General features: G+C 67.2%; 15 protein-coding genes. 6 read left to right on the top strand and 9 right to left on the bottom strand.

Features of this window, described 5'->3' with window-relative positions; all coding sequences use genetic code 11:
* Window positions 1-146: 146 nt before the first annotated feature.
* Window positions 147-350, bottom strand: coding sequence for a cold-shock protein (locus ACT3S6_RS03600; RefSeq protein ID WP_086995297.1), 204 nt, complete (start codon window positions 348-350; stop codon window positions 147-149).
* A 193-nt stretch (window positions 351-543) separates the two neighbouring features.
* Entirely contained in the window at window positions 544-2,193 is a 1,650-nt protein-coding gene (locus ACT3S6_RS03595) for an MFS transporter (protein WP_444553792.1), read from the bottom strand.
* Window positions 2,194-2,308: 115 nt separating this feature from the next.
* On the opposite strand from ACT3S6_RS03595, the gene ACT3S6_RS03590 reads away from it, so the two are divergent.
* Both ACT3S6_RS03590 and ACT3S6_RS03585 read left to right on the top strand, forming a co-directional pair.
* Complete coding sequence (locus tag ACT3S6_RS03590) at window positions 2,309-2,851, top strand: TetR/AcrR family transcriptional regulator (protein WP_444553791.1); 543 nt, start codon at window positions 2,309-2,311, stop codon at window positions 2,849-2,851.
* Window positions 2,851-4,146 carry an MFS transporter gene (locus ACT3S6_RS03585; RefSeq protein ID WP_444553790.1) on the top strand — a complete coding sequence of 432 codons (1,296 nt, stop codon included), beginning with the start codon at window positions 2,851-2,853 and terminating at the stop codon, window positions 4,144-4,146. The genes ACT3S6_RS03590 and ACT3S6_RS03585 overlap by 1 nt, the downstream gene beginning before the upstream one ends.
* On the opposite strand, the gene ACT3S6_RS03580 is transcribed toward ACT3S6_RS03585, so the two are convergent.
* On the bottom strand, window positions 4,143-4,691 hold the full coding sequence (locus tag ACT3S6_RS03580; protein WP_444553789.1) for a DUF1697 domain-containing protein: 549 nt from the start codon (window positions 4,689-4,691) through the stop codon (window positions 4,143-4,145). The two genes, ACT3S6_RS03585 and ACT3S6_RS03580, sit on opposite strands and share 4 nt — an antisense overlap.
* A gap of 59 nt (window positions 4,692-4,750) precedes the next feature.
* Here ACT3S6_RS03580 and ACT3S6_RS03575 point away from each other — a divergent pair, with 59 nt between their 5' ends.
* Window positions 4,751-6,739: a prolyl oligopeptidase family serine peptidase gene (locus ACT3S6_RS03575; protein ID WP_444553788.1), complete on the top strand. Its 1,989-nt coding sequence runs from the start codon at window positions 4,751-4,753 to the stop codon at window positions 6,737-6,739.
* Window positions 6,736-7,059, top strand: a complete 324-nt coding sequence (locus tag ACT3S6_RS03570) for an acylphosphatase (protein ID WP_444553787.1) — start codon at window positions 6,736-6,738, stop codon at window positions 7,057-7,059. The genes ACT3S6_RS03575 and ACT3S6_RS03570 overlap by 4 nt, the downstream gene beginning before the upstream one ends.
* A gap of 59 nt (window positions 7,060-7,118) precedes the next feature.
* Here the strand turns inward: ACT3S6_RS03570 and ACT3S6_RS03565 are convergent, their stop codons facing one another.
* Both ACT3S6_RS03565 and ACT3S6_RS03560 read right to left on the bottom strand, forming a co-directional pair.
* Complete coding sequence (locus ACT3S6_RS03565) at window positions 7,119-8,492, bottom strand: NAD-dependent succinate-semialdehyde dehydrogenase (protein ID WP_444553786.1); 1,374 nt, start codon at window positions 8,490-8,492, stop codon at window positions 7,119-7,121.
* A 96-nt stretch (window positions 8,493-8,588) separates the two neighbouring features.
* Window positions 8,589-10,286, bottom strand: coding sequence for an ABC-F family ATP-binding cassette domain-containing protein (locus ACT3S6_RS03560; protein ID WP_444553785.1), 1,698 nt, complete (start codon window positions 10,284-10,286; stop codon window positions 8,589-8,591).
* A gap of 144 nt (window positions 10,287-10,430) precedes the next feature.
* Between ACT3S6_RS03560 and ACT3S6_RS03555 the strand changes: the two genes are divergently transcribed.
* Window positions 10,431-10,940 carry a ferritin gene (locus ACT3S6_RS03555; protein ID WP_444553784.1) on the top strand — a complete coding sequence of 170 codons (510 nt, stop codon included), beginning with the start codon at window positions 10,431-10,433 and terminating at the stop codon, window positions 10,938-10,940.
* Here the strand turns inward: ACT3S6_RS03555 and ACT3S6_RS03550 are convergent.
* The 4 genes from ACT3S6_RS03550 to ACT3S6_RS03535 all read right to left on the bottom strand — a co-directional run bounded on the left by ACT3S6_RS03550 (window position 10,937) and on the right by ACT3S6_RS03535 (window position 14,518).
* Window positions 10,937-11,317, bottom strand: coding sequence for an RNA-binding S4 domain-containing protein (locus tag ACT3S6_RS03550; RefSeq protein ID WP_444553783.1), 381 nt, complete (start codon window positions 11,315-11,317; stop codon window positions 10,937-10,939). The two genes, ACT3S6_RS03555 and ACT3S6_RS03550, sit on opposite strands and share 4 nt — an antisense overlap.
* 31 nt (window positions 11,318-11,348) lie before the next feature.
* Window positions 11,349-12,509, bottom strand: a complete 1,161-nt coding sequence (locus tag ACT3S6_RS03545) for a glycerate kinase (protein ID WP_444553782.1) — start codon at window positions 12,507-12,509, stop codon at window positions 11,349-11,351.
* A 146-nt stretch (window positions 12,510-12,655) separates the two neighbouring features.
* Entirely contained in the window at window positions 12,656-13,723 is a 1,068-nt protein-coding gene (locus tag ACT3S6_RS03540; RefSeq protein ID WP_444553781.1) for a CdaR family transcriptional regulator, read from the bottom strand.
* A gap of 9 nt (window positions 13,724-13,732) precedes the next feature.
* Window positions 13,733-14,518 carry a DeoR/GlpR family DNA-binding transcription regulator gene (locus tag ACT3S6_RS03535; RefSeq protein ID WP_444553780.1) on the bottom strand — a complete coding sequence of 262 codons (786 nt, stop codon included), beginning with the start codon at window positions 14,516-14,518 and terminating at the stop codon, window positions 13,733-13,735.
* A gap of 305 nt (window positions 14,519-14,823) precedes the next feature.
* On the opposite strand from ACT3S6_RS03535, the gene ACT3S6_RS03530 reads away from it, so the two are divergent.
* Window positions 14,824-16,185, top strand: a complete 1,362-nt coding sequence (locus ACT3S6_RS03530) for an ABC transporter substrate-binding protein (RefSeq protein ID WP_444553779.1) — start codon at window positions 14,824-14,826, stop codon at window positions 16,183-16,185.
* Window positions 16,186-16,208 lie beyond the last annotated feature (23 nt).

The raw sequence follows: 16,208 nt of genomic DNA, 5'->3' as shown, positions 1-16,208 counted from the left end.
CGGTCCTTCGTCTGGGATCCCCAACGTATCCATGACCCGGGGTGTTCGTCCAGAGTGCGTCCGGACCAAAAGAAATGGTGGCATCCCCGCGGGGATGCCACCATTTCCAGGTGTTCACATCGGCCCGTTAGGGCCTCATGAAAGACTTAGACAGTGCGGATGTCCGTGGCCTGCAGGCCCTTCTGGCCCTGGGTCACCTCGAACTCAACGCGCTGGCCCTCTTCGAGGGAGCGGAAGCCGTTCGACTGGATCGCGGAGTAGTGCGCGAACACGTCGTCCGAGTTGTCGTCGGGGGCGATGAAGCCGAAGCCCTTTTCAGCGTTGAACCACTTGACGGTACCAATTGCCATGATATGTGTCCTTTCGAGACTGTCCGCAGGGGACGTAGGGGTTGTCACCATCGGACTTGACGGTGACATGCAGCTACGAGTATTTACCGCGAGTCAAAAAGAGACACTCCCCGCGAACGGGGCCTTGACACTGAAATTACTGCGAGAAAACTACGACTACGCCTTCTACGATACGCGAGATCACGCCAAGAACCTATTGGATGGTCAAATTCTTTGGGATTTCTTCGGTGGGTGGGTCGGAGAGGGCCTCCACGCCGGGCTCCTCCGAGGTTCCCGGGCCGGTTTCCTGCGGGGGCTCGAGGGGGTTCCCTGCCTCCGGGATCCTGTCCCTCAGGGCGAAGCGGACGACCAGCAATGCGGCGACCATGAGGCCCACGGCGATGGCCGCGGTGATCGTGACGCCTCCATCGAAGGCCCGTGCCGCGGATTCGGCCAGTCCGCTGGCCGCGGAGCCGGGGGGCATCGAATCGGCGACGTCGTTGGCCCCGGCCAATGTCTGCCGGGCGCGGTCTGCCGCGTCCGCGTCCAGCGAGGACGGGATGGCTACGCCCCGGCTGTAGGCGGCGTTGAGGATGCTCCCCAGGACCGCGGTGCCCAGCACCGACCCGACTTCGTAGGCGGTCTCCGAGATGGCCGCAGCTGATCCCGCACGGGCCGGCGGAACCGCCGAGAGGGCCAGGTCGTTGGAGATCGTCTCGGCCAGGCCGACCCCGATGCCCAGGACGCAGAAGGCCAGCAGCAGGCCCCCCAACGATCCGGAACGTCCCAGCACCACGACCAGGGCATAGGCCATGGCGTTGAAGGCCAGACCGGTCATGACCACCCCGGCGGGCCCGATCCGCTTGACCAACGGCACGGCGACGAATCCGAAGACGACCGTCAACACCAGGCCGGGGATCATGAAGAGCCCCGCCTCCATCGGCGACAGGCCGGCGATGAGTTGCAGATGCTGTGAAAGGAAGTAGATGAATCCCACCAGCGCGAAGACGCTGAAGAGATTCACCACCAGGGCAGCGGAGAAGACGGGGTTGCAGAACAACCGGACGTCGAGCATGGGGGAGCTGCTGCGCAACTGACGGCGCACGAAGGTGGTGCCGCAGGCCAGCCCCAGGGAGATCGCCACGATCCCCACGGCCAGGGATCCGGCGCCCGTCACCGATTTGATGCCGTACACGATCGGCAGCAGGGTCCCCACGGCCAGCAGGATGCTCGGTGGGTCCATGCGCCCCGGGTGGGGGTCGCGGGATTCGGGGATGAGGAACGGGCCCAGGACGATCAAGGGCAGGAGCATCGGGATGGCCATCAGGAAGATCGAGCCCCACCAGAAGTGCTCCAGCAGCCAGCCGCCCAGGACCGGCCCCAGTGCCGCGCCTCCGGAAAAGGCCGAAGCCCAGGCGGCGATGGCGGTGCGGCGTTCGGAGTCGTCGGTGAAGATGTTCCGGATGAGCGACAAGGTCGCCGGCATGAGCATGGAGCCGAAGACTGCCATGAGGGCCCGCGCGGCGATGAGCAGCGTGGCGTCGGGGACGAAGGCGGCCGCCGCCGAGACCAGGCCGAAGCCCGCCCCGCCGATCAGCAGCAGCTTCCGTCGGCCGATCCGGTCACCGAGACTCCCCATGGGAACCAGCAGGCCGGCCAGCACCAGGGGATAGATGTCGATGATCCATAGCAGTTGGGTCGACGAGGGCTCCAGGGCCCGGGACAGCGAGGGGACGGCGAAGCTGAGCACGGTGTTGTCGACGGCGACCAGCAACACCGGGAACATCAGTACGGCCAGGGCGGCCCAACGGCGCGCTCGTCCGGGGTGCAGGCTTCGGGTCTGCCGGTCGTCCAACGCGCTCATGCCGGTGTCCTTGGGGTGGGGAGGAATCTCCCGAGTAACTGTACCGTCCGGACGGTATGGAGTCCATATGATGTCGATGACGGCGGAGGCGGTCGAAAACGCTAGAGTCGAAGGCATGTCCAGACCACCAACAGCACGGGAGAAAATCCTCGACGCCTATGCGGCCCTGCTGCGCAGCGATGGCGAACGGGCGGCGACGATGGACGCGACCGCGGCACTGGCCGGTGTCTCCAAGGGCGGGCTGCTGTACCACTTTCCTTCCAAGGACGCCCTCGCCGAAGCCGTCATCGAACGTCTGCTGGACGCCGCGCAGCAGGATAGCGAACGCATGGAAGCCGCCCCCGAGGGGGCCGCCCGGTACTATGTGCGCACCTCCACGGTCGAGGAAACCGAATTCGATTCCTTCTACCAGGCCGTCGTCCGTCTGGCGGCGGGGGCCCATGCCCCGGCGGTCGCCGCCCTGGACCAGGTGCACGGCGACTGGGAGCGACTGGTGCGCGAAGACGTCGCCGACCCGCATGCCGCCGAAGCCATCATGCTGATCGGTGAAGGCCTCTATTACCATTCGACGATGCCCGGCACCTGGTCCCGTTCCCTGGTCGGCAGTGATATCGGCGCCCTGCTCGAGCAGGTCGACCGGCTCAAGGAGGGCCACTGATGGCCTTGAAGCTCAAGTCCCGCCCATGGAAGGGGCGCATCGCCGCTCTGGTGGGGATCATGCTCATGGCCCTGAGCGTGCGTGCCGCCGTCGTTTCGGTTCCGCCGCTTTTGGACCTCATCGGCCCGGAGCTGGGCTTCACCGCCTTCAGTACCGGGCTCTTGGCCATGCTGGCCCCGATCATCTTCGGAATCTCGGGGCTGTTCACCCCGCGGATGATAGCCATGCTGGGACTGGAACGGACCCTGTTGCTTTCGGTGGCACTGGCCATCGTCGGACAGGCGGGCCGGGCCTTCGTGGGGGACGTGACCTCCTTCCTGCTGCTCTCCGCGCTGACGATGATCGGCTACGGCATGGGCAACGTGGTTCTGCCGCCACTGGTGAAGAAATACTTCGCGGATAAGATCTCCACCGTCACCTCCGGCTACGTGACCCTGATCGCGATCGGCACCGCCATGAGCCCCATGTTCGCGGTCCCGCTCGAGCAGGTGTCCAACTGGCGGTTCTCCATCGGCTTCTGGACCCTGGCCAGCGCCGTCGTCCTGGTGCCCTGGTTCATCCAGTTCGCGGCCGACCGGCGCCGGCGGGGCGCGGAGGCGGCAGAACATGCCCGGATGGCGGCGGCAGAGACCCCGGCCGAAACCAAAAGCCGACTCGCCGGCGTCGTCGCGGTGGAAGCGGACCGCAGGATCAACCCCTGGCGCTCCCGGGTCGCCTGGGGCCTGGCCATCTTCCTGGCCGGGAACTCCGGACAGACCTACGTCTACTTCACCTGGCTTCCGCCCTATCTCATCGGCGAGGGGATCTCCCCGGCCGTGGCCGGCAGCGCGCTGGCCTACTTCGCGGTCCTTGGACTACCGGTGAGCCTGCTGGTGCCGCTGGTGGTCCCGCGGATGCGCCAACCCATCTACGCCGTCGGCTTCTTCGTCCTGCTATGGGTCATCGGGCATCTGGGCATGTACTTCCTCCCGACCCAGGGGACCTGGTGGTGGATCACCTCGGCCGGGCTCGGGCAGGGAACGTTCGCCATGGCGCTGCTGATGATCAACCTGCGTTCGCGCACGACCTATGGATCCGGGGTGCTGGCAGGATTCAGCCAGGGCCTGGGCTACGTCGGCGCCGCGATCGCCCCGCTGCTTTTCGGGGTCGTCCACGAGGCCACCGGCGGCTGGGGCGCCTCCTTCGGAATGCTGGGAATCTGCCTGGTGGTCATGGTGGCCGGTGCCTTCATGATCAACGGGCCCCGGCAGATCGAGGACGACGCCGAAGCCGCCCGGACACCCGAACGCGTCTAGTCCCCGGCAGCCGCCCGGGACAGGACCTTGTGCAGGGTGTTCAGGTTCCGCGTGGTCAAGGACGCCTTGTGCTGCGGGCGGGCCAGGACCTTGGCAAGCGGTGAGCTCAGCGATTCGCCGCGGGGAACCTGCCAATACAGTACCGAGTCCCCGGTGGCGAAGCTCTCCCCGTCGGCGGGCCGTGGGGCCGCAGCCATGACCGAGGCCACGGCTGTCTCGGAGGCGGCCAGGACCACGTAGTCGTGCCGGGGAACCCCGTCGTCGATCGGGGGGAAGGGGTAGGCCTCGACCAACGCCGCCACCCGGGCCGTCGTCGTGGCGACGACCCGCGCCGGATAGCCGAAGCGCTCGCCCAACAGGGCCTCCAGCGCCGTCCCCAGGGAGCCGGCGTCGTCTTCGTCGGCATCGAGCACCACGTTCCCCGAAGCCAGCACGGTGATGACCCGTCGATATCCGGCAGCAGCCAGCGCGGCAGCCAGGTCCTTCATGGTGATGCGGACCCCGCCGACGTTGATGCCACGGAGGAAGACGGCAAAGCGTGTCATGAGTCCATCCTGCCTCGGCCGGTTCGACGGCGGAAGGCCCACCGGTAGGCTCGTATGTCATGAGTATTCGTGCATCATACGGCTCCTGGCCCTCCCCACTCACCGCGGCATCACTGATCGCCACCCGTAGGCCGGTGGGCTTCCCCCGGTTCGTGGCCGACGTGGTCTGGTGGGTTGAAGGTCGCCCGGAAGAAGGCGGACGCAACACCATCATGGCCGACGGGGACCCGCAGGTGGAGTTGCTTCCAGCGCCCTACAATGTCCGCAGCCGGGTCCACGAATACGGGGGCGCGGCCTGGGCCCCGCTGGCCGACTCCGCCCAAACCGGCCGCTTCGTCTTCACGAACTTCGCTGATCAGAGGGTCCATTTGCGAGGACCCGCGGGCATCAGTGCCCTGACCCCCGATTCCCGGCCCGGCGGTCAGACGGACCCGCAACTGCGCTTCGCCGAGTTCGTCCCCTCCGCGGATGCCGGCGAGATGCTCGCCGTCTGCGAGGATCTCAGCGGGCCCGCCCCGGAACGCTACATCGTCGCCATCCCGCTGGACGGCAGTGCCGCCCAGGATGCGTCGCGGCTGCGCCGGGTGACGCCGCCGTCCCGGTTCGTCGCCTATCCCCGGCTCAGCCCCGATGCCCGGCGGATCGCCTGGATCAGCTGGGAACACCCGCAGATGCCCTGGGACGGGACCGTCCTGCATGTCGGGGAACTCGACGACGCAGGGATCGTGTCCTCGGTGACTGAGCTGGCCGGTTCGGTGGCTGAATCCGTACTGCAACCCGAATGGCTCGACGCCGGGGCCCTGGCCTTCATCTCGGACCGCTCGGGCTGGTGGAACCTCTACAGGCAAGACGTCGACGCCGGGACGGCCCGGGCGCTGTGCCCACGCGAGGAGGAATTCGCCGAACCCCTGTGGCAGATCGGCAGCACCTGGTATTCGGTGCTCGAGGACGGGAGGATCCTGGCCGCCCATGGCACCCACGGGATGCGGCTGGGCGTGCTCGATCCACGGACAGGGACCCTGGAGGACCTCGAGGCCGTGCTGACCCATGCCCTGCCCATCGAGATCCACGACGAGGGCACCGGCCCACAGGTCCTCACCGTGTCGCAGAACTCGACCGAAGGCAACGGCATCCGGGTGCTCGATCTGGCTTCCTGCCAGATGAGGACCATCCGCCGGTCGCTGGCGGAACTCCCCGACCCCGGGGTGCTGCCGACCGGACGGGCGATGGAGTTCACCGATGAAACCGGGACGGTGGTGCACGCGAACGTCTACGAACCGGCGCTTGCCGGATACCTGGGCGGTACGGACGAGAAACCCCCCTTCATCGCCATGGTGCATGGCGGCCCGACCGGACAGGCGCGCATCGGCCTGTCGTTGGAGATCGCCTACTACACCAGCCGTGGGCTGGGCGTGGTGGACGTGAACTATGCGGGATCCAGCGGATTCGGTCGGGCCTACCGGGAACGGTTGGCCGGACAGTGGGGCGTCGCCGACGTCCAGGACACCGTCGCGGTGATGCGCGGCCTCGTGGATGCCGGGCTGGCCGATCCCGACCGGCTGGCCATCGAAGGCGGTTCGGCCGGCGGGTGGACCACCCTGGCCTGCCTGACCAACACCACGGCCTTCAGCGCCGGGATCTCGCGGTATGGGGTGGCCGATCTCGAGGCGCTCGTCGCCGATACCCACGATTTCGAAGCCCACTACATGGAGTCGTTGGTGGGCCCGTGGCCACAGGCCCGCGCACTGTATGTCGAACGGGCCCCCATCAACCACGTCGACGACCTGGACTGCCCGGTCCTGTTGCTCCAGGGCGACGAGGACAAGGTCGTCCCGCCGAACCAGTCGCAGAAGTTCGCCGACGCGCTGGCGGCCAAGGGGATCGAACATGCCTACGTGCTTTTTGCCGGGGAACAGCACGGGTTCCGGCAGGCAGCGAACATCGTACGCGCCCAGGAACTCTCCTTGGCGTTCTACGCCCACGTCTTCGGTTTCGACGCCGGGGTGGCACCCATCGAACTGACCGGCGGATCGACAGGGGCGGCATGAACGGCGGGCCGGGGACCCGCGGCAGCAGCGGCCCGGACGCCGGCGACGCGGTCACGGCCGTCGAGGCGATGGCCTACGGCATGGTGCAGGGGGTTGGATTCCGGTACCGGACCCGGCAGCGCGCCGAAGCCCTCGGGGTGGAAGGAAGCGCGCAGAACCTCCCCGACGGCAGCGTGTGCGTTACTGCGCAGGGTCCCGCGGCGGCGGTGGCCGCCCTGGCCGACTGGCTGCGTTCGCCCGATGCCCCGGGCCGGGTTGAACGCCTCGACGTCCGGCAGATCGAGGTGCGTGCCGGCCGCGGAGGCTTCGAGGTCGGCTGAGCCACCACGGCATACAGGCCGTTTCCTTCCCGTGGGAAGGAAACGGCCTGACGGGGTGTCTACTTGCGGGTGCGGATGAGTTTGCGGTTCACGAACTCCTCCATCCCGTATTTGCCCAGTTCCCGGCCGACGCCGGAGCGCTTGACCCCGCCGAAGGGCAACTCGGCGGCGGTCCCGCCGGGCTCGTTGATGAAGACCATTCCGGCGTCGATCTGATGCGCCACCCGCTGGGCCCGCTGGGGATCCTCGGTGAAGATGGACGAACCGAGTCCGAAGGGGGTGTCGTTGGCCAGGGCCACGGCATCCTCCTCGCTGGAGACCTTGAAGATCATGGCGACCGGGCCGAACAGTTCCTGATGGAACACCTCCATCTCATCGGTGACCCCGGTCAGCACGGTGGGCTGGAAGAAGGCTGAATCCTCGGCCACCTTGGAACCACCGACCAGTACCTTGGCCCCCTCGGCAATGGCCGAATCGACCTGCTTCTGCAGATTGTCCGCGGCCGACTGCGAGGACAGCGGGCCCACTGCCGTCTGGTCCTCGGTGGGATCCGACGGCGTGATGGCGCCGGCGGCCGCGGTGAACTTCTCGACGAAGTCGTCGTAGAGGTCCGCCATGACGATGAAGCGTTTGGCCGCGTTGCAGGCCTGGCCGCCATTGCCCATGCGGGCGTTGACGGCGCGTTTGACCGTCTTCTCCAGGTTTTCGGTATCGAGCAGGATGAACGGGTCGGAACCGCCCAGTTCCAGAACGACCTTCTTCAGGTTCCGGCCGGCGACTTCGGCCACCGCGGAACCGGCGCGCTCGGAACCGGTGAGCGATACGCCCTGGATCCGCGGATCGGCGATGAGCTCGGCGATCTGTTCGTTGGTGGCGAAGATGTTCACATAGGCCCCCTCGGGGGCTCCGGCATCGCGGAAGATCTGCTCCATGGCCACAGCCGATTCGGGGCACTGCGGGGCGTGCTTGAGCAGGATGGTGTTGCCGTTCATCAGGTTCGGGGCGGCGAACCGGGCAACCTGGTAGTACGGGAAGTTCCAGGGCATGATGCCCAGCAACACGCCCAGACCCTCCTTGCGCACCACGGCGGATCCGCCGGCGGCGACGTCGAGTTCCTCGTCGGCGAGGAAGCCGGGGCCGTTGGCGGCGTAGTACCGGTAGATGGAGGCGACGATGCCGATTTCGCCCTTGGCCTGCATGACGGGCTTGCCCATCTCACGGGTGATGATCGCTGCCAGTTCGTCCCGGCGTTCCTCGTACAGGTCGGCGACGCGTCCGAGCAGGGCGGCCCTGTCGTCCACCGAGGTGTTCCGCCAGGTGGCGAAGGAGGCATGGGCGCCGGCGAGGGCTTCCTGCAGGGCCGCGTCGGTGAAGGTCTCGTATTCCTTCTCGACTTCTCCGGTGGCTGGGTTGGTGACGGCGTACATGCTCAACGTGGTCTCCTTCGGTGGGGGACGATCAATCGTGGCCGTTGTCCTTCAACGGTCACCTGCCGGGCACAGCGTCCCGGACGGGACGGGTATTCCCGCTCAGCGGGTCCGTTGGACCCGGGCCTCATCCCAGACGGGTTCCTCGGACTCGTAGACCCTCCCGTCGGACCCGAAGACCAGGAACCTGTCGAAGGACTTGGCGAACCAGCGGTCGTGGGTGACCGCCAGAACGGTTCCTTCAAAAGCATTGACCGCCCGTTCCAGGGCTTCGCCGGAGTGCAGGTCCAGGTTGTCGGTGGGTTCGTCGAGGAGGAGCAGGGTCGCTCCCGAAAGTTGCAGCAACAGGATCTGGAAACGGGCCTGCTGCCCTCCGGAGAGTGAATCAAAGGCCTGTTCGGCCTGTGCAGCCAATCCGTAACCATCAAGGGCCCCCGAAGCCGCCTCGCGCCCCATGCCGGAGCGGTGCTCGTCGCCGCGGTGCAGGATGTCCAGCAGGGAACGATGACCCAGATCCGGCCGGATATGCGTCTGGGCGAAGTAGCCCGGACGGATGCGGGCGCCGAGCTTGACCTTGCCCTCGTGGGGAACCTCGGTCAGGGCGATATCCGAGACGGGGAGATGTTCGCGTTCGGGGTCGGTGCCGCCGGCGGCGAGCAGCCGCAGGAAGTGCGATTTGCCGGAACCATTGGAACCGAGCACCCCCACCCGGTCCCCGAACCAGACCTCGGTGGAGAAGGGCTTCATCAGCCCGGTGAGCTCCAGTCTCGTGGCCACCACGGCCCGTTTGGCGGTGCGGCCGCCTTTCAGCCGCATCTTGACGTTCTGTTCCATCGGCAGCGCCTCGGGAGGGCCGATCTCCAGGAACTTCGCCAACCGGGTCTGTGCCGCGCTGTACCGGGTGGCCATATCGGAACGGAAGGCCGCCTTGTTCTTGTACATGTTCACCAGCTCCTTGAGCTTGGTGTGCTCCTCGTCCCAGCGTTTGCGCAGTTCCTCGAAGCGGGCGTTGCGGTCCGCACGTGCTTCGCCGTAGTTCCCGAAGGACCCGCCATGGATCCAGGCGGAGGCACCGTTGACACCGGGTTCAAGGGTGATGATGCGTTCGGCGGCCTGATTGAGTAGTTCGCGGTCGTGGCTGATGAACAGCACTGCCTTGTCGGAGCTGCGCAGCTTGCCTTCCAACCAACGCTTGCCCGGGACGTCAAGGTAGTTATCCGGTTCGTCGAGCAGCAGGACCTCGTCGTTGCCGGCGAAAAGCGCCTCCAGTACCAGCCGTTTCTGCTCGCCACCGGAGAGCGTGGTCGCCGGACGGTGGGCGGCGGCCTCGAAGGGCAGACCGAGGGCCTCCATGCAGACCACGTCCCAGACGGTCTCGATGTCGTATCCGCCCACGTCACCCCAGTCCACGATCGCCTGGGCGTAACGCATCTGCGTCTTCTCCTCGGCTGCGGGGTCTGTATGGTCTTCGAGCATGGCCTCCTCGGCGGCTGCCATCTCGGCCGCGGCCTTCGCCAGGGCCGGGGGTGCGGCGGAGACCAGCAGGTCGCGCACCGTGGACTCGTCACGGACCTGCCCGACGAACTGGCGCATGATGCCCATCGAGCCGGACAGGCCGACGGTCCCGCCGTCGGCGGTGAGGTCACCGGCAATGATCTTGAAAAGCGTCGTCTTCCCGGCGCCGTTGGGTCCGATGAGGGCGGTTTTGCTGCCGTTGCCGACCTTGAAGGAGACCTCGTTCAGCAGCTGCGTGCCGTCGGAGAGGAAATAGTCGATTCCGGCAACATCAATATGACCCATCCGGCCAGTCTAGGGCCGGGCAGGCATGGCTTCCCAACCCCGTCCCGTGGGGGACAACGCCCGTGTTCGCTAATGGATCCATGCCCGGGTCAGTTAGGCCAGACTGCGATGACAGCCCGGTGGAATCACCGTAGATTAATCCACATGAAACTTACTGGAGCACTGAAGGAAGCATTCAACGACCAAGTCACCCTCGAACTCGAGGCCTCCGTGGTCTACCGCCAGCTGGCCATCGAAATGGACGTCCATGACCTGCCGGGCATCGCCGGATGGTTCCGGGCCCAGGCCCAGGAAGAAGTCGTCCACGCGGAGAAGTTCATCGCCCATATGACCGACCGCGACGCGAGCCCTTCCATCGGTGGCATCAAGGCACCCGGTGTGAAGGCCGGTACCGTCCTGGAGGCCTTCGAGGCCTCGCTGGCCCATGAGGTCAAGGTGTCGGAAGCCATCCGCAGCCTCTACCGTCTGGCGCAGCAGGAGGGGGACATCGACGCCCTGCCGCTGCTGAACTGGTTCGTCGAGGAACAGCTCGAAGAGGAGGCGACCGTCGGGGAGATCATCGGCCGGGTCCGCCTGATCGGTGAGGACGGGAACGGGTTGCTGCGTCTGGACGCGGAGCTCGCGGAGCGTCCGGGCGCGGACGAGGCGGTCTAGCCTTCCAGTTCGCGGCGCAGCCGTTCGAGTTCGCGCCGGTCCTTCTTGGTGGGGCGCCCCGTTCCGCGGTCGCGGACCGGAATCATCAACGACGGCGCCTTCGGACGTTCCGGGGTGTGGTCGGTGTAGCAGCTGGCCGCCGCCGGAGCCCCGACGCGTTTGGAGATCAGGGCGCGCACCTCGAGGATCTTCTCGAACCCGGATTCCCGGACCCGGATCATGTCTCCGGGAACCACGACCGCCGCGGCCTTGGCCGGGCGGTCGTTGAGTTTGACGTGACCCGCCCGGCAGGCCGCCGTCGCCGCGGAGCGGGTTTTGAAGGCGCGGATCCCCCAGAGCCACGCATCGATGCGCACTGCCTTGTCCAGAATCTTCATGATCCCCGAGCCTAGCCGCCCGCGGCGGGAGCTACCGGGTCGAAGCCCCCGGCGCTCCGAGGCCGAGGGCCGCGCAGGCCTGGGCCGCGGCGTCCTCGATGAGGCGCTCGGCATCGGCCTGCAGCTCGGCCAGCGTCGCCGCTCCCGAGGCAATGGAGAACGCCGCGGTCAGCCCGGCCTCCCGGCAGGAGGCGGCATCGAGCTGCACGGCACCGGCGATGACCACGATCCGGCTGTGCTGGTCCGCGGTGCGGCGGACGGCGTCGACGACCTTGCCGCCCAGGGACTGGCTATCCAGCCGTCCCTCCCCGGTGAGCACGACGTCGGCGCCGGCCAGGGCAGTGCGTAGTCCGACGGCGGTGGAGACGAGTTCGGCCCCCGGAACCGTTTCGGCCCCCAGCAGGGACACCAGGGCCAGGGGCAGTCCGCCGGCGGCCCCGAACCCGGGGTGCCGGGACACCTCCTCGGCGTCGAGCACCGTGGCCAGATGGGCCAGACCGGCATCCAACACCGCGACGTCCTCGGGGCCGGCCCCCTTCTGCGGGCCGAAGACCGCGGCGGCACCCCGTGGCCCGCACAACGGGTTGTCCACGTCCACGGCGATCCGCCAGGATATGGAGGCGGCCCGGGGGTGCAGCCCCGATACGTCCACCCGGGAGATGGCCGAGAGCGAGCCGCCCCCCGGGGCGACGGGTTCGCCCCCGGGATCCAGGAACCGGGCCCCCAGGGAGCGGAGCATCCCGGTACCCCCGTCGGTGGTTGCGGAGCCGCCGATGCACAGCAGGATCTCCGAGACCCCTGCGTCCAGCAGGCGGGCGGCGATCAGCCCGACCCCGTAGGTATCGGCCTCCAGCGGGCGCAGGTCGAGATCGGCGACCTGGGGCAACCCGTTGGCTTCGGCCGCCTCGATGATGCCCGTGGTCCCATCCGCGGAGAGCCCGTACCGTGCCGTGGCGGGGCGGCGGAGGGCGTCGGTGGTTTCCATGGTCAACGGTTCCGTCCCCCAGGTCGCCAGCAGCGCATCCAGGGTGCCTTCGCCGCCGTCGGCCATGGGCAGTTCGAGGATGGTGGCGGCCGGTCCGGCGACGGCGCGGGCCCCGCGGGCGAGGGCGGCGGCAGCCTGGGCGGCGGAGGCACTGCCCTTGAACGAATCGGGGGCGACGACGATGACGGGAGGTGATTGGGGGCTCATGGCTCCACTCTAGGACACTGCCGAACGAAGAAATATGGATGAGTTGTCCGGTCTTTGGTGCATTGGTCCACCAGAACATGTGCAATATGCACTGTTTTTCCGGATGTGTCGGGGAAGGCCCCCGGGAGGTGCGGCCGCCTGCGTGGCTACCGGGTCCGGCGGCGGGCGGCGATGATCGCCAGCTGCAGCGAAGCCGCCTGGGCCGGGCTCCGCGGGTCGAGCCCCGTCAGCTCGGTGATGCGCTCCAGGCGTTGCACGGTCGTGTTCCGGTGCAGGTACAGCTCACGGGACGCGGCCGCGACCGAGGCACCACAGCGCAGGAAGGCCACCACCGTGCCTCGGTGCCCCGCGCCCAGGGAGTCCACCCGGCGGGCCATCGAGGCGCGGGTCGCCGCCGGCAGGCAGGAGACGCTGAGTTCGGGAGCCAATTCATCGAGCCTGAGGATCCCCGACGCCGGTGGTTCCGGCAGCAGATCGGCGGCGGCGACCAACGCCCCCAGGGCCTGGGCCACCCCGGCCAGCTCGGCGCCGTCGGCGCAGGGGCCGCCGTCGATCATCAGGGTCCCCGCCGGGGGGACTGCCGTGGCCCGGTCTTCCGGGCGGGTGGACCGGGCCCCGGTCAGGATCCACTGTGCCCCGCCGAAACGGGCCCGCCGCTGGGCGCCGGGAGGAGGGACTGCCCCGGGGTCGGGTTCCACCGTGCCGCTCTCCTGGCGGTCCAGGACGGCGGAGAGGCTCCACGGGGCCGCCAGCCCGGGAAGCCCGGAGGCCAGCGCCCCGGTGATGGCCGCACCGTCGATATCGCCGGCCACCATCCCGGACAGCAGTTCGCGGTCGGCTGCTTCGCGGCGGGCGGAGTCATCGAGTTCACGTTCGCGTTCGAGCAGCAGGGCCGTGGTCAGAACCAGCACCTGGGCCACGGGCGAGACCCGCTCCGGAGGTCCGGTGAGGCCCAGTACGCCCACGATCTTCCCGTCCAACCGCAGCGGCAGGTTCGCCCCCGGGCGTTCGGCGGGCGACGCGCCGTCGTGCACGATCCCCGGTTCGCCGGCGGCCACGGCCCGCGCGACGGCGTGGGTCGAGCCGATCCGTGCGGGGTCGGTGGACGCAATGATCCGTCCGGCGGGATCCATGATGTTGATGTTGAACTCCAGCGTCGGGGCGACCTGGTCGATGACGCGCTGGGCCAGTTCCGGGCTGAGGGGCTGGGGCATGCCGCCAGTTTAGGCGGTGGGTGCCAGCAGGAGCGTTTCGATGGATTGCCCGAGGATGTCGACCGCCTCGGGGGAGAGGTTGTCCCCGGTGATCAGGACATCCGCCGTGCCGAGTTCGGCGATCTGGCACAACCCGGTGATGCCCCATTTGCTGTGGTCCGCGACGACGACGAGTTCCGCCGCCGCGGACATGAACGCCTGGTTGGCTTGGGCTTCGAGCATGTTCGGGGTGGTGAAACCGTCTTCGGCGGTCATGCCATGGATCCCCATGAAGCAGATGTCCACATGCAGCTGGGCCAGGGCGGCCGTGGCCAACGGGCCCACCAGGGCGTCGGAGGGGGTCCGGATGCCACCGATGAGGATGACCGACTGGGAAGGGTTGTCGGCACTGTAGAAGACCTCGGCGATGCGGGGGGAGTTCGTCACCACCGTCAGGTCGGCAATACCCGTGCAGTGACCGGCCAGGGCATAGGTGGTGGTCCCGGAATTCAGTGCCACGGACATGCCAGGTTCGATCAGTTCGGCCGCCCGCAGCGCCAGGGCCTCCTTCTCGGGGGCCGCGAGCCCGAGTTTGCGGGTGAAGCCGGGCTCGATGCTGGTGGCCGATTGTTCACGGGTGGCCCCGCCGTGGACCTTGACCAGTTCCCCGGCCGCTGCCAGCGCGTTCAGATCCCGCCGGACGGTCATCTCCGAGATGCCCAGTTCGTGGGAGAGCTCGGTGACGCGCACCTGTCCGTATTTGTTCAACTCGTCCAGGATGTGCCGACGACGTTGCTGCGGGAGCATTTCTGCCATGTTCGGGACACCTTTTTCGGGGATTGCGGGGAGCGGACGGACGGAGGGCGGGATGGCCCGGTCAGATCAGCATAGTCGAGGTTCGGAAATGTGCGAGTGGTTCTTTTTTCAAAAAATACCGATAAATCCCGCCAAAAGCGCCCTCGACAATTGGTTGACATCGACCCCTTGCGCTCCAAAGTGACGCGTGCCATAGTAGCGATAAGTCTGATTACGTTGCTTTATGATCGACTTTGAGTGTTTTTCAAGAATTCTCCGTCGCCTGGCACCTGAAACGGGTCTGCGGCACAACCCAAGGAGTCACCGTGGCACAGTCCAACCCCCGGAAGAGCGGATATTCGTTCGCACCCAGCCCGTCTTCGCTCGGAGCTGGTCTCAGCGTCCCGGTGGGCCGCCGCTCGGTGCTCGGCGGGGCCGTGGGCCTGTCGGCCATGGCCGCGTTGACCGCCTGCGGAGGAGGCGGAGGAGGCTCGGACGTCAAGGAGGGCACCGGGGCCATCTCCTTCGGCTCCAACCAGTCCGATGCCGTGCCGAAGGCCGCCTATAAGAAGATGATCGACACCTTCAAGAAGGACTCCGGTTCCAAGGTCAGCATCAACACGGTGGACCACAACACCTATCAGGAGCAGATCAACTCCTACCTGCAAGGCGAACCCGATGACGTGTTCAGCTGGTTCGCCGGCTACCGCATGCGCTTCTTCGCCGACCAGGGTCTGGCCGGGGACGTCAGCTCCGTCTGGGACAACATCGGTGACGATTTCAGCGAGGCCTTCAAGGCCTCCGCGACCGCAACCGACGGCAAGCAGTATTTCGTTCCGGTCTCCTACTACCCCTGGGCCGTGTTCTACCGCAAGTCGGTGTTCGCGGACAAGGGCTACGACATCCCCACCACGCTGGACGAGTACATCAGCCTGAGCAAGGAGATGCAGAAGGACGGGCTGACCCCCATCGGCCTCGGCGACAAGGACGGGTGGCCGGCCATGGGCACCTTCGACATCCTGAACATGCGCATCAACGGCTACGACTTCCACACCAGCCTCCTGGCCGGCGAAGAATCGTGGGAATCGGATGAGGTCAAGGACGTCTTCGACACGTGGGCCAAGCAGATGCCCTACCACCAGAAGGGTGGCCTGGGCCGTGACTGGCAGGAAATGGCCCAGGGGCTGCTGCAGAAAAAGACCGGCATGGCGGTCTTCGGCATGTCGATCTCACAGCAGTTCCAGGGAGCGGAGGGCGGCGAGGCCTTGGAGGACCTGGATTTCTTCAAGTTCCCCAAGATCAACGACGAACACGGCACGGACTCCATCGACGCCCCCACCGACGGGTTCATGATGAGCGCGAAGACCGAAAACGGTGGAACCGCCAAGGACCTCCTCGAGTTCCTGGGCAGTGCCGAAGCGGAGCAGATCAACACCGAAGCCGATAAGTCGATCGTGGGCCCGGCGACGAACGTGGACACCTCCAACTACACGGCCCTGCAGAAGAAGGCGGTGGAACTGGTCGGGGAAGCCAAGCACACCGCACAGTTCCTGGACCGCGACACCCGCCCTGACTTCGCCTCCACGGTGATGATCCCCTCGCTGCAGGCCTTCATCAAGGACCCGAAGGACATCAACAACATCCTGAAGGACATCGAGGCGCAGAAGAAGGCCATCTTCACCGCCTGATGCCGCTGCAGGAGAGGAACACC

The organism is Arthrobacter sp. AOP36-C1-22, assembly GCF_052377515.1.
Lineage (GTDB): Bacteria > Actinomycetota > Actinomycetes > Actinomycetales > Micrococcaceae > Arthrobacter_H.
This window is presented reverse-complemented; position numbering and strand designations above follow the sequence as displayed.